Source organism: Methylobacillus flagellatus KT, assembly GCF_000013705.1.
GTDB lineage: Bacteria > Pseudomonadota > Gammaproteobacteria > Burkholderiales > Methylophilaceae > Methylobacillus > Methylobacillus flagellatus.
Genome location: NC_007947.1, coordinates 1912945 through 1931895, shown reverse-complemented (window position 1 = coordinate 1931895; position 18951 = coordinate 1912945). Strand labels below are relative to the sequence as shown.

16 protein-coding genes and 2 riboswitches are annotated in these 18951 nt (G+C 57.8%); of the genes, 9 read left to right on the top strand and 7 right to left on the bottom strand.

The window, feature by feature from the left end:
* Nucleotides 1–12 precede the first annotated feature (12 nt).
* Both MFLA_RS09160 and MFLA_RS09155 read right to left on the bottom strand, forming a co-directional pair.
* Nucleotides 13–1251, bottom strand: coding sequence for an efflux RND transporter periplasmic adaptor subunit (locus MFLA_RS09160; protein ID WP_011480013.1), 1239 nt, complete (start codon nucleotides 1249–1251; stop codon nucleotides 13–15).
* A gap of 133 nt (nucleotides 1252–1384) precedes the next feature.
* The gene (locus tag MFLA_RS09155; protein WP_229407042.1) at nucleotides 1385–2197 is read right to left on the bottom strand and encodes an alpha/beta hydrolase; all 813 of its coding nucleotides are present in this window, start codon (nucleotides 2195–2197) and stop codon (nucleotides 1385–1387) included.
* A gap of 275 nt (nucleotides 2198–2472) precedes the next feature.
* On the opposite strand from MFLA_RS09155, the gene MFLA_RS09150 reads away from it, so the two are divergent.
* Nucleotides 2473–3486: a LysR family transcriptional regulator gene (locus tag MFLA_RS09150; protein WP_048811938.1), complete on the top strand. Its 1014-nt coding sequence runs from the start codon at nucleotides 2473–2475 to the stop codon at nucleotides 3484–3486.
* Nucleotides 3487–3707: 221 nt separating this feature from the next.
* Here MFLA_RS09150 and MFLA_RS09145 read toward each other — a convergent pair whose 3' ends face one another.
* Nucleotides 3708–4709, bottom strand: coding sequence for an LLM class flavin-dependent oxidoreductase (locus MFLA_RS09145; protein ID WP_011480010.1), 1002 nt, complete (start codon nucleotides 4707–4709; stop codon nucleotides 3708–3710).
* Between the two features lie 348 nt (nucleotides 4710–5057).
* Here MFLA_RS09145 and MFLA_RS09140 point away from each other — a divergent pair, with 348 nt between their 5' ends.
* Nucleotides 5058–6614 carry a protein adenylyltransferase SelO gene (locus MFLA_RS09140; RefSeq protein ID WP_011480009.1) on the top strand — a complete coding sequence of 519 codons (1557 nt, stop codon included), beginning with the start codon at nucleotides 5058–5060 and terminating at the stop codon, nucleotides 6612–6614.
* 281 nt (nucleotides 6615–6895) lie between these two features.
* On the opposite strand, the gene MFLA_RS09135 is transcribed toward MFLA_RS09140, so the two are convergent.
* Both MFLA_RS09135 and MFLA_RS09130 read right to left on the bottom strand, forming a co-directional pair.
* Complete coding sequence (locus tag MFLA_RS09135) at nucleotides 6896–8380, bottom strand: mechanosensitive ion channel (RefSeq protein ID WP_011480008.1); 1485 nt, start codon at nucleotides 8378–8380, stop codon at nucleotides 6896–6898.
* A 119-nt stretch (nucleotides 8381–8499) separates the two neighbouring features.
* Nucleotides 8500–9951 (bottom strand): sodium:solute symporter family transporter, encoded by a 1452-nt coding sequence (locus tag MFLA_RS09130; protein ID WP_011480007.1) that lies wholly within the window; start codon nucleotides 9949–9951, stop codon nucleotides 8500–8502.
* Between the two features lie 47 nt (nucleotides 9952–9998).
* A riboswitch (TPP riboswitch) is annotated at nucleotides 9999–10102 on the bottom strand.
* Between the two features lie 190 nt (nucleotides 10103–10292).
* Nucleotides 10293–10403: riboswitch (TPP riboswitch) on the top strand.
* A 44-nt stretch (nucleotides 10404–10447) separates the two neighbouring features.
* Here MFLA_RS09130 and MFLA_RS09125 point away from each other — a divergent pair.
* The 3 genes from MFLA_RS09125 (at nucleotide 10448) to MFLA_RS09115 (ending at nucleotide 14081) form a co-directional block, all read left to right on the top strand.
* Complete coding sequence (locus MFLA_RS09125) at nucleotides 10448–11233, top strand: 3-oxoacyl-ACP reductase (protein ID WP_011480006.1); 786 nt, start codon at nucleotides 10448–10450, stop codon at nucleotides 11231–11233.
* A gap of 188 nt (nucleotides 11234–11421) precedes the next feature.
* Nucleotides 11422–12711 carry an LLM class flavin-dependent oxidoreductase gene (locus tag MFLA_RS09120; RefSeq protein WP_011480005.1) on the top strand — a complete coding sequence of 430 codons (1290 nt, stop codon included), beginning with the start codon at nucleotides 11422–11424 and terminating at the stop codon, nucleotides 12709–12711.
* 134 nt (nucleotides 12712–12845) lie between these two features.
* A complete protein-coding gene (locus MFLA_RS09115; RefSeq protein WP_229407041.1) occupies nucleotides 12846–14081 on the top strand; it encodes an MgtC/SapB family protein in 1236 nt (411 codons plus the stop codon).
* A 123-nt stretch (nucleotides 14082–14204) separates the two neighbouring features.
* Here the strand turns inward: MFLA_RS09115 and MFLA_RS09110 are convergent, their stop codons facing one another.
* A complete protein-coding gene (locus MFLA_RS09110) occupies nucleotides 14205–14597 on the bottom strand; it encodes a hypothetical protein (RefSeq protein WP_048811668.1) in 393 nt (130 codons plus the stop codon).
* Between the two features lie 382 nt (nucleotides 14598–14979).
* Between MFLA_RS09110 and MFLA_RS09105 the strand changes: the two genes are divergently transcribed.
* Nucleotides 14980–15564 (top strand): LexA family protein, encoded by a 585-nt coding sequence (locus MFLA_RS09105; RefSeq protein WP_011480003.1) that lies wholly within the window; start codon nucleotides 14980–14982, stop codon nucleotides 15562–15564.
* Nucleotides 15565–15700: 136 nt separating this feature from the next.
* Here MFLA_RS09105 and MFLA_RS09100 read toward each other — a convergent pair whose 3' ends face one another.
* Complete coding sequence (locus tag MFLA_RS09100) at nucleotides 15701–16243, bottom strand: hypothetical protein (RefSeq protein WP_011480002.1); 543 nt, start codon at nucleotides 16241–16243, stop codon at nucleotides 15701–15703.
* Nucleotides 16244–16495: 252 nt separating this feature from the next.
* Between MFLA_RS09100 and MFLA_RS14905 the strand changes: the two genes are divergently transcribed.
* From MFLA_RS14905 to fmdA, 3 genes are all read left to right on the top strand, one after another.
* Nucleotides 16496–16942 (top strand): hypothetical protein, encoded by a 447-nt coding sequence (locus tag MFLA_RS14905; RefSeq protein ID WP_011480001.1) that lies wholly within the window; start codon nucleotides 16496–16498, stop codon nucleotides 16940–16942.
* Nucleotides 16943–17004: 62 nt separating this feature from the next.
* The gene (locus tag MFLA_RS14900; RefSeq protein WP_011480000.1) at nucleotides 17005–17655 is read left to right on the top strand and encodes a porin; all 651 of its coding nucleotides are present in this window, start codon (nucleotides 17005–17007) and stop codon (nucleotides 17653–17655) included.
* 71 nt (nucleotides 17656–17726) lie between these two features.
* Entirely contained in the window at nucleotides 17727–18947 is a 1221-nt protein-coding gene (fmdA, locus tag MFLA_RS09090; protein WP_011479999.1) for a formamidase, read from the top strand.
* The last annotated feature ends 4 nt before the right edge of the window (nucleotides 18948–18951 follow it).

Below are 18951 nucleotides of genomic sequence, written 5' to 3'. Positions count from 1 at the left end.
CTAAGAAGGTTCTTAGGCTTTGACGGTCTTTTGTTGTTGATTGGGGAGGCTGCGGATGGTGTGGATGGCTTCCTCTGCCCTGACCTGTGCCAATGGCGAATCGCTGCCAGGCATGGCGACCAAGTGCGGGCTGACCTGGCTGCCGGGGCGCACGCGTTGCAGGCCATTGACCACGATGCGTTCGCCAGGCTGCAGCCCGCTTTCCACCACACGCAGTTCGCCATGGGCCGCGCCTAGCTGTATCTCGCGGTAATTGGCCTGGTTCTGCGCATCAACCACCAGCACGTAGCGCTTGTCCTGGTCGGTGCCCACGGCTTTCTCGTCTATCAGTAACGCCGGACGGGTGCTGCCACTGCCCAGCCTGACGCGCGCATACAGCCCCGGCAGCAACTCGCCCTTGTGGTTGTCGAACACGGCGCGCACGCGGATGGTGCCCGATGCGGTGTCGAGGCGGTTATCGACCGATCCGATGCGGCCTTCGCGGCTGTAGCCGTCCTCGTTCGCCAGGCCCAGCAATACCTTGAGCCGGCTGGTATGCCCGGGCTGGATGAATTTCAGGTAGCTTTGCTCGTCTACTTCAAGCGCCGCGTAGATGTTGTCGGTAGATACCAGCGTAGTGAGCGGCGTGGAGCTAGCGCCCGCGGAAACGATATTGCCCAGTGTCACCTCGGCGCGGGAAATCCGGCCGGAAACCGGGGCCGTGATGCGGCTATATTCCAGATTGAGGCGGGCGGTCTGCAATGCAGCCTGGGCTGCCAGCAATGCGGCTTTCGCCTCCAATGCCGCATTGCGCTTTTCCTCGAAGTCGCGCCGGGCAATGGCGTTGTCACCGATCAGGCGCTCTGCGCGTTCCAGGTCGTGGCTGGTGTAGTCCAACCGCGCCTCGGCGCCGCTCAACTGGGCCTGGGCGCGTGCTACCTCCGCTTCGAATGGCCGCGGGTCTATGGTGAACAGCAGATCGCCTTTCCTCACCAGGTCGCCGTCCTTGAAGTGGATCTTGGTCAGTGTGCCGGAAACCAGGGGGCGGATTTCCACGCGCTCGACTGCTTCCAGGCGGCCGGAATAATCCTGCCAGTCGGTGATGTCCTGCTGCGCGACAACCGCAACGTCCACGCTAGCGATATTTGATACGGCGGCAGTGTCGGCCTGGGCCTCGTGGCTCGCTGGCGACCACAAGATGACGCCACCCGAGATGGCCAGGGTTGCCGCCAGCAGGGCGGCGAATTTCTTTTGTTGGAGTGGTGCAGACATGATGTCCCTCATCTTTAATGTTGAAATCGAAATTAGCGCAGCTAACAAAACGCTCATGTGTTGCCCTGTCTTGTCGTGCTGCTTGTACAGTCTGTGGCAGGGCGCGTAGCCCGGGCCGCCTGGCGGAGTGCTGCTAGCCGCTGTCAATAGGTAAGCCGGCGTGCATGGCCTGGCGGCGCAGGAACTCGACTACCTCGCGCAGCATGGGCTGGTGCGCGAGCAATTCGGCATGCTGGACGCCGGAAAAACGTGAAACCTGGGTGGGGACGCCAGCCTGGATCAGGACATTGGCGTATTTTTCCGCTTCGATATGCAGCACGTCGCATTCGGCAGTGGCGATCATGGCAGCGGGCAGGCCGGCAAGGCGTAGCGATTCCAGCGGTGCGGCATAGGGATGCATGCGTTGCGTGCACTTGGGCAGATATTGACGATAGCGTTGCGCGCATTGCGCCGCGGTGAGCTCGGACTTGAGCCCGGCGGCGTCGCCCAGCAGGGTCATGCTGGGGTCCAGCATCGGCGCGATCAGCACTTGCGCGGCAATGCTGAATTCCCCGCGGTCGCGCGCCATCATGCTCAGGCCCGCGGCGATACTGCCTCCGGCATCATCGCCTGCGACCACCAGCAGCTTGGCAGTCACGTTCAGGCGACACGTATTGCGTGCCGCCCATCGTGTCGCGGCGTAGGCATCTTCTGGCGCAGCGGGAAACGGGTGCTGTGGCGCCAAGGCATAGCCGACGGAAAGGACGACGGCAGGGCAATGGTATGCGATGAAGCCGGCGGGAAAGTCCGCATCGTCTAGGCAGCCTGCGTTGAATCCGCCGCCGTGGAAATACAGCACTAGTGGCACATCGCCGCCTGCCTGCGCGCGACGGTACAGCCGGACGGGGATTGTTCCCTCCGGCCCGGGGATGATGAAATTTTCACGCGAAACGTGTAGTTCGTTCACAATTGGTCTGCAGTCGTGGTAGCGATGCGACACATTGTGATCGTTGTTTCTGTATTAATAATCTGTCGAAATGTGGAAACACTATTGCTAATTGGCAAACAATAGTGTTGGTCTAATGGAGTAACGCACACCATCCAGGCTAGTTATTGCCCAAGTGACTTGGTTCTGAAGGAGTGTCGGTATGCTTTTTATAGGTTTTTTGTAAATAATTGGTTAAATTTTTCAATATTGTTAGTAGAATTCCTCACAATCATTCAGTTTGACGGGAATTCATGATGGACAGGTTGCAGGCAATGCAGGTCTTCACCAGGGTGGTGGATGCCAACAGCTTCACGCGGGCGGCGGATAGTCTAGGTCTACCACGCACTACGGTGACGACTACCATCCAGGCGCTGGAAGGCCTGCTCAACGTACGCCTGCTCAACCGCACTACGCGGCGCTTGAGCCTGACGCCGGACGGCGCGGCCTATTACGAGCGTTGCATGCGCATCCTGGCCGAAGTGGATGAGACGGAGGCCTTGTTCCGCGATGTGACGCGCGGCCCGAGCGGACGGCTGCGCATCGACGTACCGCCCTCGATCGGTCGTCTTATCATCATTCCCAAACTATGCGATTTTTATACCCGCTACCCGGATGTGGAGCTGGTGATCGGCATGAGCGACCGCCCGGTGGACATGGTGCAGGAGGCGGTCGACTGCGTGGTGCGCGTCGGCGATTTGCAGGATTCCAGCATGGTGGCACGGCGCATCGGCACGTTCCATATTGTTACCTGCGCCGCCCCGCGTTACCTGGCGGAATATGGCATGCCCGGCACCTTGGACGATTTGCAGCACCATCATGCCGTGCATTATTTTTCCAGCCGCACCGGGCGCAATATGGATTGGGATTTCGTCATCGAGGGAAAGGTTACTGAGGTCAAGATGGCGGGCAGGGTCGCGGTCAATGATTCCGAGGTCTATGTGGCTTGCGCATTGCAGGGGTTTGGGCTTATCCAGGCGCCGCGTTACATGGTGTTGCCGCAGCTCGAATCCGGTGAGCTGGTCGAGGTTTTGCCGCAATGGCAGCCTTCAAGCCACCCGATTTCGGTGGTCTATTTACATAACCGGCACTTGTCTCCAAAGGTCAGGGCTTTCGTGGACTGGATTGCGGAGTTGTTCGGCAGCTGCCCCTTGCTGGGCGGATGCAGCAGCGACATGGTCGAGAATGAATGTCGCTTTGCTCAATGCGAGCAGGGCAACACGATGCGCGGGATCATCGATCGCAATAATGTCGCCGAGGCGGTGTTCTGAAGTGTGACCGTTCTTGGCCTGCCACAATCTCATCACTTTGAACTGAGCTATGTAGTAAGAGCGCAGGATGTATCCTCGCTTCATGCTTTGATCAATCGCGTGGTGGTCATGGCTCCCCGGCCCAGCTCCAGGTGCTGACCCTGATCAGCAGGCATCAACGCCATCATCGACTCAATGAAAGATATTCGTTCCCCAGGTGCCGGACGCATGTCCGGCCTTGTTCATTCCGCGGTCAGCCTGTCGCGGATAGTGGCGACGGCACGGTACGATTGCAATCTGATGTCTTGGTCGAACACATGGCCGGTCACCATCAACTCATCAGGGGCGAGATCGTTGAGCAGTTTTCTCAGGCCGGCCTCCACGGTGGTGGAAGAGCCGACCAGCGAACAGGCCAGCATGCGCTCCACGCTGATTTTCTCGGCTGGCGTCCAGTATTGCTCGATATCGTCCACCGGCGGCGGCAATTGTCCCGGTATGCCGCGATGGAGATTGGTAAACGCCTGTTGCTGGGAGCTGAACCAGTAGCGTGCTTCTTCATCGGTGTCAGCGACCAGGATATTGGCCGTCACCATGAAATAAGGCCTGTCCAGCGAGGTGGAAGGCTGGAAGTTGCGGCGGTAGGTGTCCAGCGCCTGCAACAGGAAGGTAGGCGCAAAATGCGAGGCAAAGGCGAACGGCAAGCCATGTGCAGCGGCAAATTGGGCGCCATACAGGCTGGAACCCAGTACCCAGATGGGAATGGCTAGCCCGGCCCCGGGCACCGCCCTGATGCTTTGCCCTGGCTGGGGCAAGTCAAAGTAGCCCTGCAGTTCTGCCACTAGCTCGGGGAAGTCTTCGCCATGCGCATGCAAGTTGCGCCGCAAGGCGCGGGCGGTGGCCATGTCGCTACCGGGCGCCCGGCCCAGTCCGAGGTCAATGCGTCCGGGATAGAGCGATTCCAGCGTGCCGAATTGCTCAGCAATCGCCAGCGGAGCATGGTTGGGCAGCATGATGCCGCCGGCACCGACGCGGATTGTCTGGGTATGGCCGGCGACATGGCCAATGACGACAGCCGTCGCAGCGCTGGCGATGCCGGGCATGTTGTGGTGTTCCGCCAGCCAGAAGCGACGATAACCCAGCGTTTCGCCGAGCTGCGCCAGCTCGACGGAGTTGCTGAACGCCTGCGCAGGCGTGCTGCCTTGAACGATGGGGCAGAGGTCAAGGATGGAAAATGGAATCATCATGTGCAAGTGTCGTGGGATTATTGTGGAAGACAGGCATGTGTGCCTGAGGTTCTTTGCAAGCCTGATTATGCACCGGCAATAACGATGCCTGGGGGAAGTTCGTAAGAGAGCCCAGGGATTGGCTAGAAAACGCGCTTTGTGTCAAGACAACGCTCCGGGCCCGGGCCGGCTAGGCTGGATCGTGCCGGTTGTTCCCAGCGGCTGTTGCGCCATGCATGAACTCATTTGGCCTGTTTCCCCAGGCAAGTTTCCAGATTAACTTCTGCAGCAGGAGAACATACAATGCTGAAAACTGTCATCCTCATAAGCTTTTCTTTTTCTTCTGCCCCCTGAATTGATGATTTGACTATGCTCACTTTTGATAACCGTTTCCTGCGGGAACTGCCGGGAGACCCGGAAACCAGTAACCAGTTGCGTCAGGTATATGGCGCTTGCTGGTCCCGCGTGATGCCGACCTCGGTATCATCGCCCAAGTTGTTGGCGTATTCCCACGAAATGCTGGAGGCGCTGGAGCTGAGCGAGGAAGAGATCCGCTCCCCGGCATGGGTTGACGCATTGGCAGGCAATGGCCTGATGCCCGGCATGGAGCCTTATGCGGCTTGCTATGGCGGGCACCAGTTCGGCCATTGGGCAGGGCAGCTGGGAGATGGCCGGGCCATCAGCCTGGGCGAGGTGGTCAACCGCCAAGGGCAGCGTTGGGAGCTGCAGCTCAAGGGGGCAGGCGTCACGCCATATTCCCGTATGGCGGACGGGCGCGCAGTGCTGCGCTCCTCGGTGCGCGAATTCCTCTGCAGCGAGGCCATGCACCACTTGGGAATCCCGACGACACGCGCCCTGAGCTTGGTGCAGACCGGCGATGTCGTGATCCGCGACATGTTCTACGACGGCCATCCCCAGGCAGAAAAAGGCGCGATTGTTTGCCGGGTCTCGCCCTCGTTCATCCGTTTCGGCAATTTCGAGATATTTGCCATGCGTGATGACAAGCAAACCCTGCAAAAGCTGGTGGACTTCACCATTGACCGCGATTTTCCCGAACTGAGGAATTACCCGGAAGAGGAACGGTTGGCTGAATGGTTTGCGATCATCTGCGTACGCACGGCGCGCCTGATCGCGCAATGGATGCGCGTGGGTTTCGTGCATGGCGTGATGAACACCGACAATATGTCCATCCTCGGCCTGACCATCGATTACGGCCCCTACGGATGGGTGGACAATTTCGACCCGGGCTGGACCCCCAATACCACCGATGCGGCGGGCCGCCGCTATTGCTTCGGCCGCCAGCCCGACATTGCGCGCTGGAACCTGGAGCGCCTGGCGCAGGCGCTCTATACCTTGAAGCCGGAGCGCGAAATCTACGACGAAGGTCTCATGCTGTATGACCAGGCCTACAACAACGAATGGGGCGCCGTGCTGGCTGCCAAGTTCGGTTTCAGTGCATGGCGCGACGAGTATGAGCCTTTGCTCAATGAAGTATTCGGCCTCATGACCCAGGCCGAAATCGACATGACTGAATTTTTCCGCAAGCTGGCATTGGTAGATGCCGCTCAGCCCGACTTGGGCATACTGCAGAGCGCGGCTTACAGTCCCGCATTGTGGGAAACATTCAAGCCCAGGTTCAGCGACTGGCTGGGGCAATACGCGCAGGCGACTCTGGCGGACGGGCGCGACCCAGCGGAGCGGCGTGAGGCGATGAACCGGGTCAATCCGCGTTACGTGCTGCGCAATTATCTTGCCCAGCAGGCCATAGACCTGGCCGACACCGGCGATACCAGCATGATAGAAGCGTTGATGGACGTGCTGCGAAAGCCTTATGATGAGCAGCCGGGCAAGGAGCGTTTTGCTGCCCTGAGACCGGATTGGGCCAGGCACAAGGCCGGGTGTTCGATGCTATCGTGTAGTTCTTGATTCAAGCTTTTTCCACGAGTGAATGTCTGACCGCGCCTGATCGCCCCAATGATGCGGAATGGCGCAGCCAAGTGTGGGATTGATCGCACTTGCCGCAAACTTCTCGTTTGACATTCTTACTTTCGACAACAGAGAAACGATACACGCCATATGGTCTAGCCTATCCTCTCGCTATCTGGCAGGGACAAGGGCGCAACATCGGCTGGGAATGTGCAAAAAAAGCCGCCCAGCTTTGCTGAACGGCTTCTGCCTGAATAGGTAAGGCGGTGATCCAGATGGACTTAATTCTGCTTGTCGTCGTCGATGAATTTCGACAGCCAATGATCCATGAGCTTGCCAGCCGCCTCACGTCCCCCCAGGCCGAAGGAGAGGGCAACGGCCACTGCGATGGCGCCCAGTGTCAGCCCGAATGCCAAGTTGACGATGTCGTCGGCAATGCCCATGGCGCGTAGGCCCATGGCCACTACCAGGCCGAGGATGGCGAAACGGGCAATGCGTGCCAGGCCGCGGCTGTTGGGGCCGGTAGCGCGGTCGATGGCTTCATGTGCCAGCCCTGCCAGCCAGAAGCCGACCACCAGAATCACCGAGCCGAGCAGCACATCACCACCAAAGCGTATGAAGGTGGCGATGATGTCGCTGACCTGGAGGAAGCCAAGCTGGTTGGCCGCTTCCACCGTGGCGAACAGCATGGCAAAGAACAACGCGATCTTGCCAACGAGGCCCGAGGCAGATTTCCCTTCAAAGGCATGGCCGAGGCCGATGCGTGCAGGCAGGGCGTCGAAGCCGAGGGTATGCAGCAGGCTGGCCAGCAAGCGCGCTGCGAATGAGCCCACCAGCCAGGTGAGTCCCAGGATCAGGCCAGCGGCGATGATGTGTGGCACGGCGGCGAGGAACATGCTCAGCATCTCGGTGGCCGGGCGGGAAATCGCCTCGATGCGCAGAGCGTCGAGTGCGGCGATCAGTGAGGGCAGGAAGACTGCAATGAACACTATCAATCCGCCCACGTGCGACAGGCGCAGAGTTTCCGCTATGCCGGCGCGTTGGCCGAGATTGTCGGCGCCAGCGGTGCGCAGCAGGTTGCTGACAAGGTTGCGCAGCACCGTGGCGACGATCCAGCCAACGCTACCGATCACCAGTGCGGCGACTGCATTGGGCAGGATGTCGAGTACCCGGCCTACCATGTCGCGCAGCGGATCGAGCAGGCCCTGCAACTGCAGCGCGCCCAGCACGGCTGGCACGAACAGCAGGATCACCAGCCAGAATAGGGCCTGTGCCAGGCTGTCACTGATAGGTGCCATGCCTGCATGCTCGGCCAGCCTTTCATCCAGCGTGGTTTTCGCCAGCACGCGCGTGATGATGGCGCGTACCAAGCTGGCCAGCAGCCAGCCGATCAATGCCAGCACCAGCGCTGCAAGGATGCGCGGCGCATAGGCGAACATTTCGGTGAGCAGTGCGGCGAACGGGTCGGATACCATCGCCAAGTCGAGCGAATTGAGCACCGCGACAAAGGTAAACAGCAATACTATCCAGAACAGGCTGATGGCGACGCCTTTTTCGATATCCACAATTTTCCCGGTCTGACCGGTCATCTGCGCAAAGCGGCGGTTCAGATCTGCCATGCCGAGACCGCGTCGCACGCCGGCTCGTACCAGTACGGCGAACAGCCAGCCCAATACGAGGATGGCCAGCGCGCCCAGCAACTGGAGCATATTGTCGCCGAGTCCGGCTTGCACCGTGCTCCACACATTGTTCCATTGTGTATTCATGCGAACCTCCTATTTTCGTATAGATGACACTATTCGATTGTTTTCAATGACAATATTCGGTATTCAATGGTTTGATGATGGCTGTGCTGGGAAGGGTTTGTCAACAAGTCCTTGCTACCTTAAAGCTGTCCCCCATCCAGTTTACGGACGCTGCCGTTGAGCGTGGTCAGGTCGAAATGCTGTTTTCGGCGCTTGAGCAAGCGCATGAGGGTAATCACGACAACCGGGGCCAGGGCAGCAAGCAGGAAGGACTCCAGCAAATGTGTCACCGGCTGGTAAGGCATCGGAAACATGAACAGGCCTGCGGCGAGTCCTGCCACGGTGCCTGTGACGGCTTCGCGGCCGGTGTGGGAGCGGCTGAACAGGCCAAAGAACACCGGAAACGCTGCCGCTGCGCAGAGCAGGTCTGCCAGCAGGAACAGGTAGAGCACGCTGTAGCCTTGCGCGGCGACGACCAGCACGGGAATCGCAACCAGCAGGACCAGCCAGCGCGACAGGCGCATCAGGCTGGCTGCGCTACTTCTGGGCATGACGCGGCCGATATCAACCGCCACGATGCTGGAGATGGCGCTGATGGCCGTGTCCACGCTGCACATGACCAGCGAGATGCCCAGCGGAATCAGGGCGACGGCCAACCAGAGCGGGATATTGGGCATGATCACGCTGAACAACGCCACTGAGCTGTCGCCGTCCGGTGTCATTGCCATGAAGGCCAGTCCGAACAAGCCCATGATGAAGATGAAGGGCACGACGAGAATGCCGCCGAGCAGGAAGCCGTTGCGCATGGTAGGGATGTCCTTGGCGGAGTAGATGCGCTGCCAGTTGCCTTGGTGGAAGATGCCGGTGAGCAGGATGGCGACAAAGAAGGTGAGCCCGGCCTTGATGCCGCCGATATCCTCCAGGTCGATCAACTGCGGCGCGGTGTGCTGCAGCTTTTCCGCGATCGGGGCAATGCCGCCGGTCGCCTGCCATCCGATGAAGACCAGCGCGGCCAACAGCGGGATGATGATGACGATCTGCACCTTGTCGGTGAAGATGGAGGCACGGAGGCCGCCGTAGGTGGTGTAGAGCAGCGTGAAGCCGAGCACGATGGCAGCAGTGGCCCAGAGCGGCACCGGCGCGAGCAGCGTGACCATCTTGGCGATGGCGGTGATCTCGGCGCTCATGGCGATGAACAGGTAGAACAGCATGATGGTCAGCGCAAGCAGGTACATGGGCTTGCCGTAGCGGGCGATGAGGAATTCAGTCAGCGAGTGACCGCTGGGCATCAGCTCGCGCATGCGCTTGCCGAGCGGGATCATGGCAAGTCGGGGCGACATGGCGCCAATAGCATAGCCGATCACGGCAGTCAGGCCGCCCCAGGTCGCTGCCTGCGCAGGCGAGAACAATATCCATGCGCCCAGCGACGAGGCCAGCAGGGTCATGATACTGGCCAGCGTACCCTGGCTATTACGCGCGACGATGTATTCCTCAAGATTGCCGCGGAACCTGCGTGAATAAGCTATGCCAGCGATGGCGAAAATGGCGGCGAAAAAGACCAGCCAGGTGAAAACGGCTTGTGTACTGAGCATTGCGTGGTGACTCCTGGTAATCGGCGAACGACAAGGAGCACGCACATCGAATGCGTTGTTTCCTTCCTTTCGCCAGCATGGTCTGGATCAAGTATTAAGGGTCATGACGGTTGTCATTTCTCAGCCGCAAGCGGCTCCCCTAGGTTAGGTCTGGAATTATAGCGATATTCTTCCAGTGTGCGATGAAGACATGCGGATAATTCATGTTTCATGGTATGGTTCGGCCTCAGAGTGGCTAAATAAAACTCAGCCAAGCGATCCTGACTGGGCGCTCTGCCGCAGACCGTACAAATAGTACGGCAAGGCAGAGCACAACAACGTCAGGAGAGTTTTGTTAGCCACTCTTCGGCACGGGGTGCCTTGTTTGAATGATTCAATTCAGTCAGGGCTGAGAACACACCCGTATACCTGATCCAGATCATACTGGCGGAGGAATGCCTGTCGCAGTTTGCGCTGCCATGTATTCCCTTGCCATGGACCATTGCAAAGGAATTACATGGGCAATCCATCTTCATCGCTACTCCCGATTCAAGAACAACTCGTGCTCGTCACCGGCGCAGGCCGTGGGCTGGGGCGGCATATCGCTCGCGCCTTCCTTGGTCAGGGGGCAAGTGTGGTCGTCAACTATCTTCACAGTGCGGAAGCCGCCGAGGCCTTGGCAGATGAAGCGCCGGGGCGGGCCTTGGCGATCCGGGCGGACGTGAGTGATGCCGTTGCCGTGCGGGCGATGGTGGAGCAGGCGCAGGCGCATTTCGGCAAGACCGTAACCACCATCGTGAACAACGCCCTGCCTGACTTCAAGTTCAACGGCGATGCGCGGTCGCATGCGCATGAGCTGGCATGGGAAGAGTTGCAGCAGCAATTTGAGGGTGTGGTGCGCGGTGCCCTTAATACCGTCCAGGCCTGTTTGCCTGGCATGCGTGCGCAGGGCGGCGGCCGGGTGATCAATATCGGCACCAACCTGTTCCAGAACCCGGTAGTGCCTTACCATGATTACACCGCCGCCAAGGCAGCGCTGCTTTCCCTCACGCGCACCCTGGCGCAGGATCTGGGGCCTGATGGCATCACGGTCAACATGGTGTCGGGCGGCCTGCTGCGCACGACTGACGCCTCTGCTGCCACACCGGATGCCGTATTTGACCTGATTGCCGCGAGCACACCCTTGCGCCGCGTTACTACGCCGGAAGAGTTCGCCGACGCGGTGCTGTTCTTCGCTTCGCCCTGGTCGCGCGCGGTGACGGGGCAGAACCTGGTGGTGGATGGCGGGCTGGTCAAGAATTAGGATGGCTGACGCCATTTTTCTGGCGTTGTTGCCCAGCTCTGGCGTTATTTCTTGCGCTGCCTGCGGCAAGTCGTCTAGCCAGGATCGCTGCTAAGCTTTTTTCCAGCCATTCTTGCTCGCGTCAATATGCTATCCGCTGACTCAGCGCCTGTCATGATCGAATTCACTAAAGAGGCTTTTGTTCTGCCATGATGCACATCAACTTGTTCCTGTTCGGCTGCGGCCACCACAATGCGGCCTGGCGCCACCCGGATTCCCAGGTCGAGCGGCTTGGTGATATCCGCTATTACGAGGAAATGGCGCAGCTGGCCGAGCGTGGCAAGCTGGACGCCGTGTTCTTTGCCGACGGCCATGCCACCAACAACATCACCGATGGTCCACGCTGGTTTCTCGAACCGGTGACCATGCTTACGGCCATCAGCCGCGCCACCCGGCACATCGGCTTGGTGAGCACGATTTCCAGCACCTTCTTCACACCATTCCATGCCGCACGGCTGATGGCTTCGCTTGACCATATTTCCGGTGGGCGCGCGGGCTGGAACGTGGTGACGTCCATGTTCGACGTCGAGGCCCGAAATCACGGCTATGAAGCCATGCCTGGCCATGCTGAGCGCTATGCCCGGGCAGAAGAGTTCATCCAGGCGGTGCTGCAGTTGTGGGATAGCTGGGACGATGGTGCGCTGCTCAACGACCGCGCTGGCGATTACGTCGACGAAAGCCGGGTGCGCCAGATCAACCACCGGGGCAAGCATTTTCTCGTCGACGGGCCGTTGACCGTGCCGCGCCCGCCGCAGGGACATCCCGTGCTGTTCCAGGCCGGCGCTTCCGAGCATGGTCGCGCGCTGGCGGCAAAACACGCTGAGGCGATCTATGCGGTGGCCTACGACCTGCCATCGGCCCAGGCCTATTACCGTGACGTCAAGGCCAGGGTCAAGGCTGCCGGACGGCAGGTGGATGTGCCCATCCTGCCCGGCCTGGTGACCTTCATCGGCTCAACTGAGGCTGAGGCGCGTGCCAAGCAGCGCGCACTGGATGAACTGCTGCCTGCGGAAACCTCGTTGCGGCAATTGCAGTTGTTCATCGACCAGGATTGCATGGGCTGGGAGCTGGATGCCCCGGTGCCGCCATTACCGCCGTTGGAAGCCTTCACCGGCCCCAAGGGGCGCTACGCCACCGTGTTGCGCATCATTGAAACCGAGCGGCCCACGGTACGCCAGCTATTGGGCCGCCTGGCGGCCGGAGGAGGGCATTGCACCATGGTTGGCACTCCCGAGCAGGTGGCAGACCAGATGGAGCATTGGTTCCGCAATGGCGGCGCCGATGGGTTTAACCTGATGCCACCTGTGCAGCCTGACAGCGTTCAGGATTTCGTCGACCATGTGATTCCCATCCTGCAACGGCGCGGCTTGTTCCGCGAGGATTACGAGCACACGACATTGCGCGGCCACCTGGGCCTAGCGCGGCCTGGGAGACAGTAGCCTGGCTCTTCCTTGTCCCGCGCCGGGTCCTATCTTGGATATCGCGCCGTCATGTATGATGTGAGCGCCTGGAACAGGCCCTAAACCATTGTTGAGAAAGCCGCTTGATGCCTGAGTCCGTCTCTGTAGATGTAATGCTTCACCTGCTCATTGCCTTGGGGGCAGGGTTATTGATCGGGGCCGAGCGTGGCTGGCAGGAGCGTGACGAGACAGAGTCCCGCCAGAGTGCAGGGATACGCACTTTCGCCCTGACCGGCCTGCTCGGGGGACTGAGCGCCCTGCTCAGCCAGCATCTCGGCATTGCGGTCTGGGTGACGGTGCTGGTGGCACTGATGCTGGTCGTCAGCATTGCCTATGTGGGCGACTTGCGCCGCAATGGCGACCAGGGCATTACCAGCGAGCTGGCGCTGCTGATTACTTTCCTGTTGGGCAGCCTGGCGCTCTCGGACAATGTCATGCTGGCCAGTGCCGGGGCGGTAGTGGTGGCCTTGCTGCTCAGCTTGAAGAATGTTCTGCATACCCTCTTGAAGCGCATGAGCGAGGCGGAGCTTTCCGGTGCGTTGAAGCTGCTATTCATCTCTGTGGTCATGCTGCCGGTGCTGCCCAACGAGTCCTACGATTCCTGGCAGGTGTTCAATCCCTACACCACCTGGTGGATGGTGGTGCTGATCGCAGCCCTCAGCTTCATTGCCTATATCGCCGTGCGTTTGACCGGCACGCGCTATGGCCTGATGCTCACGGCCATTCTCGGCAGCCTGGTTTCCTCTACCGCAATGACATTGACCCTGTCGCGCCTGTCTGCCAAGAACCTGCATAGTTTGCTGGCAGCGGGCCTGCTGGCGACCTCGGGTTTGATGTTCCCGCGCGTGTTGCTGGAAGTCGCTGTCGTGAATGCCTCCCTATTGCCGCCCATTGCCTGGTCGCTGGGCACCATGTTTCTGGTCTACATGGTCGGTGCGGCTGTTTTCTGGCGGCGGGCTGTCCATCAAGAGCCTGCAAACGCTGAAACTCCATTGCGCAATCCATTCGAATTGAGACCTGCGCTGCGGTTTGCCTTGTTGCTGACGCTCATTTTGTTCCTGGTGGAAGCGGGCCGGCGCTATTGGGGAGATACCGGCGTCTACCTGGTTTCTCTGATGGCCGGGATCGCCGATGTGGATGCAATCACCTTGTCCCTGTCGCGCAGTGCGCATCAGGAGCTTGCCAGCCATGTCGCGGTGCTGGGCATTGTCCTCGCGGTGGTCAGCAATAGCATCTTCAAGGCGGTTCTGGTCGGGTTGATAGGCGGGCGGGAGCTGGCATTGCGTACTTATCCTGTCATCGCACTGGCTTTGGTGGCTGGCATATCAGTATTGCTGCTCTCAGTCTGACGCCTTTGCTAGTAGGGAGAAGGGCTGAAATGACAGCCCTTGCGTGGTGATTCAGCACACTGATCGCCAATTCAGCAAGGCAATGCAGGGCAGGGCGGCAACGTGATGGGTTGGTTGAGGCCCTCAGGGGGCAGGCACGCCATACCTGTCTGCCTGCATCTTGCCATTGACGCTGTGTGAGCGTACATCCGGGGTAATCGGCAACATGCTGCTGTTCCAGTGTTGCCATTTTTCCTTGAGCTCGGCCAGCACCTGTGGATATTTCTCCGCCAGGTTGGCACGTTCGCGCTGGTCCTTGCTCAGGTCGAACAGGAACTCGTTGCCGTTGATTTTCAGGTATTTCCAGTCGGCTGAGCGCACGGCGGCCTGTTCCTGCCCCTTGTAGCGCCAGAAAAGTGTGCGCGGGCGCACGGCTGCTTCGCCAAGAATGACTGGCAGCACATTTTCGCCGTCAGGTTGGTAGCGGGCGTCGGGCTGCGTGCCCGCAGCAGCGAGCAATGTGGGTAGCCAGTCCATGAATGCTGTGTGTTCTGTGAACAGATTCCCGACAGGATTGCCAGAGGCGCGAATAATGCACTTATTAAATTATCACATCGTTGCAATAATTTAATATGATTAATAGTTATTAATATAGACGCGGGTTGTCATTCGTTAATGCATCATGAAGGAAACCCCGGTGTTTTCGACGATGACCTGAGTCAATTCTTGATGACCAACCTCACCCTTGATCATCGGCTACAGCTACCCAAGGCAAGACGCGATTGGTAAGCATGAGAGTTTCTGTTGAGTGATGTTGAGCCAGTATTGAAGAATGCGTTTGCAGAATTTAAGAGGCCTGTTGAGAAGTTTTCACTGAGAGGCTTGACTTTTTGTACATTCGTACAGTAGATTTCCACTCATGGGACAAGACAAAGATATTGAATACCTGGGCAAGCTCCAGGACTATTTTGCCGAGCACAAGACATTGCCTACCTTTAGTCATGTAGCGCAATTGCTTGGATTCAAGTCGAAAAATGCCGTGACTTCGTGTGTGGCACGCCTGAAACTGCAAGGCTTCATCGACTATGCGCCGGATAAGCGGCTTAAACCAGGCAGGCGCTTCTTTGAGCGCATCATTGCCGAGAGCACGGTGCAGGCCGGGTTTGCCACACCTGCCTATGGCGACAGCCTGGATACAATGGGGATCGATGACTATCTGATCGAGAAGCCATCGCAGACTATCCTGATCACGGTTCGCGGCGACTCCATGAAGGACGCGGGCATATTCGACGGTGATGTCGTCATCGTCGAAAAGCGCCCGTTTGCCAATGTCGGAGATATCGTCGTCGCCATCCTCAACAAGGAATTTACATTGAAGACCTTGGGCAAGGAGGGCAACCAGTTCGTATTGATTCCTGCCAACAAGGATTTCCCTGTCATCCGCCCAGAGGGGGATTTCGAGATATTCGGCGTGGTTGTGGGGCAGTTCCGCAAATACGGCTGAGCCGTATTGTGCTCACCATTACCGTAGCATCGACGCCATTGCCTATTTTCAAGGCAATGGCGTTTATTTTTGCACCATCAATTGCTTAGTGACGCCATCCCCAGACTGCCCACAATGTTATGCACAGATTTTGTGGTCATTCGTGGGCTTGCAGCGCTTTCCAGCCCAGCTCCCTCATGCACAGCAACAGGCCGCGTGTCGCCTTGGCAGTCTTCCCCGACATGTCAGGCTTATGTTCCGGGCCAAGTTGAGCCACGCATTGCTGAATGTCGCTTTTCAGGCTGTCGGCGCCACGGCCTGTTTTCCACCAGGAGTTGACGACAAAGATATCCATCGGGTCTGCCGGCTTCTTGGCGGCGGGTTTCGCTGCCGTTTCTTGCTTGGTCTCGCCTGGACTCGCTGTTTCTGATGCTTCCTCTGCATGGGCGCTCGCGGTGCTGGAAGCGGTATTGCGGTAATCCTTCTTGAATGAAGCCTTGATGACCGGGTCGTCATCTTCTGCTGCATCGAGCGGGTTGTGGAATACCCAGCCACTTTCCTCCATGCACTGGGCAAAGGCATTGCCCTGCAGTCCTTTCGATTGGCATGCGGATTTTGCCGAATTCAAGTCATTGACCCCGGCCCCTCGCTTGTAGGCAAACTCTCCGCCGCAGCCTGCCAACAAGAGTGTGGCAATCATTAGTGCAGGTATTCCTTTACGTGTTACTTGGCTTTTCATCTGGTCGTTCATTCTTGCAATGCCTTGTTGGATATGGGTTTGGATCGAGCGCGCAGTCAAATTACCACGCCTCACGAATCTGCGCATGTACGCAATATGACGTATTTAAGCCTAACCCCTCAATCGCTAATCTGGCAACACGAAAGATTTGGCGGGTAGTTCACCGTTCAGCCCGATGATTTTTGGTGAAACTTGATAAAGGGGTAAGTAAAGATGAAATTCAAGATGAAGAAGTGTGCGCTGATGGTGGCGCTGGCAACGTCTGCCGCATTGCCGTCCATGAGTTCGCAGGCTGCTGGCACGATCACCTTTGGTGAAGACAAGTCCATCAGCATCGGCATGGGGATCCGTACTCAGTTCACGAGTCAAGATGATGCTGCTCCCAACGGCAGTTCCTATTCCAAGGATTTTGATGTCCATGATGCGCGTATCTACATCAATGGTTCCTTGAACAAATATATCAAGGGTACCTTGAACTTGTTTACCAGTACCGTGGATGGATATGGTGACGATGGTGCTATGGAAGTACTGGATGCTTACCTGCAGTTTGAGTTCATGGATGAATTCAATATCTGGGTTGGTCAATTGCTTCCGCCAACTGACAGAGCCAATCTTGATGGCCCTTTCTTCCTCAATGCCCCTGGTCTTATCCTGGTGTAGTTTCGCGTTACCAGAACAAGTTCATTGGTCGTGATATCGGTGTCACGGTCTGGGGTAAGTTAATGGATAAGCGCCTGGTGTATTCCGTTGGTACTTATGAAGGTAATCGCGCATCTTCCTTCAATGGTAACAATGCATTGAATCCTAATCGTTCTGACGATTTGATGTTCAGTGGTCGATTGCAATATGACTTCTGGGATGCTGGGAATGACCCTGCTTATTACACAAGCAGTACTTACTACGGTAAAGACGTACTCTCTGTAGCGTTAGTTGGTATGTATCAAAAAGATGCTGTAGGCGCTGTAGGTGCAAGTGACGATTATTTTGCTTACAACATTGATGCTTTGCTGGAAAAGAAATTTGCCGCAGGTGTTTTAAACCTTGAAGGCGCAGCCTATAAGTACGATTTCAGCACCACTGCAGTGAATGCAGATCCCAATGGACATAAATCTGGCAAAGCCTATTTAGGGCTTGTTTCCTGGATGTTCAATGACACAGTAGGTTGGGGGAAATTCCAGCCTTACGCTCGCTATCAACGTTTTGATGCATCTAGCGGAACGCTTTTCAATCCGGACGTAAAGGAATACGACCTGGGCCTGAACTACATCATCGATGGCCATAACGCCCGTATCAGTACTGTCTACACCAAGACCAAAACGCAGGGTGCAGATGATATCGACAAGTTCACCGTCGGTCTGCAGTTGCAATTCTAGTTGGGGGATGGCCGCCATCACTTGATGCGGTGGCGGCTGTCGTGAATGTTGTTGTTAAAGGAGATGTATAGATGAAGACCTTGATTAAGCTGGATTTTGACAAGCCAGCCTGGGAACAGGACGGCCAGATCCATAACCGTTGGCATCCTGATCTGCCGATGGTGGCGATGGTCAAGCCTGGCGATGAGTTCCGCGTCGAGTGTATGGACTGGACAGGCGGCCAGGTCGGCAATAACGATAGTGCGAACGATATTCGCGATGTCGACTTGCTGCAGGTGCATTACCTGAGCGGCCCGATCGGTGTAGAAGGTGCCGAGCCCGGTGACCTGATGGTGGTGGACATCCTGGATGTGGGTACCTTGCAGGATCAGCAATGGGGGTTCAATGGCTTGTTTGCCAGGACCAATGGCGGCGGCTTCCTGACCGATCACTATCCTGAGGCTTCCAAGACGATCTGGGACTTTCATGGCATCTATACGACTTCCCGCCATGTGCCCAATGTCAAGTTTGCGGGCATCATGCATCCCGGCCTGATCGGCTGCTTGCCATCCCGCGAGTTGCTGAATGAGTGGAACAAGCGCGAAGGCGAATTGATTGCGACAGCCCCTGACAGCGTGCCGCCACTAGCGTGCCCTCCGACCGCGAAGTCTGCCGTCATGGGTAGGTTGAAGGGTGATGCGGCTGTTGCCGCTGCCAATGAAGGTGCGCGTACTGTACCTCCACGCGATAACGGTGGTAACTGCGACATCAAGAACCTGACCAAGGGCTCACGTATTTATTTCCCCGTTTACGTCAAGGACGGTGGCTTGTCCATGGGTGACCTGCATTTCTCCCAAGGTGACGGCGAAATCACTTTCTGTGGCGCAATCGAAATGGCCGGCTATCTGGATATAAAGGTTGGCTTGATCAAGGAAGGCGTGAAGAAGTACGGCATTAAGAATCCGCTATTCCAGCCAAGCCCACTGTCACCTACTTACCGTGATTACCTGATTTTCGAGGGCATTTCCGTGGATGAGCAAGGCAAGCAGCACTACCTGGATGTGCATGTCGCATACCGCCAGGCCTGCCTGAATGCGATCGAATACCTGAAGAAGTTCGGCTATAGCGGCGAGCAGGCGGTTGCCATCCTGGGTACTGCGCCAGTGGAAGGCCATATCAGCGGCGTTGTGGATTATCCGAATGCTTGCGCCACGCTCTGGCTGCCCACCGAAATCTTTGACTTCGACCTGAAGCCGAACGCCAACGGTCCAGTGAAGATTGTGACGGGTGCCGACGTTGCCCGGACATCCTGAGTTG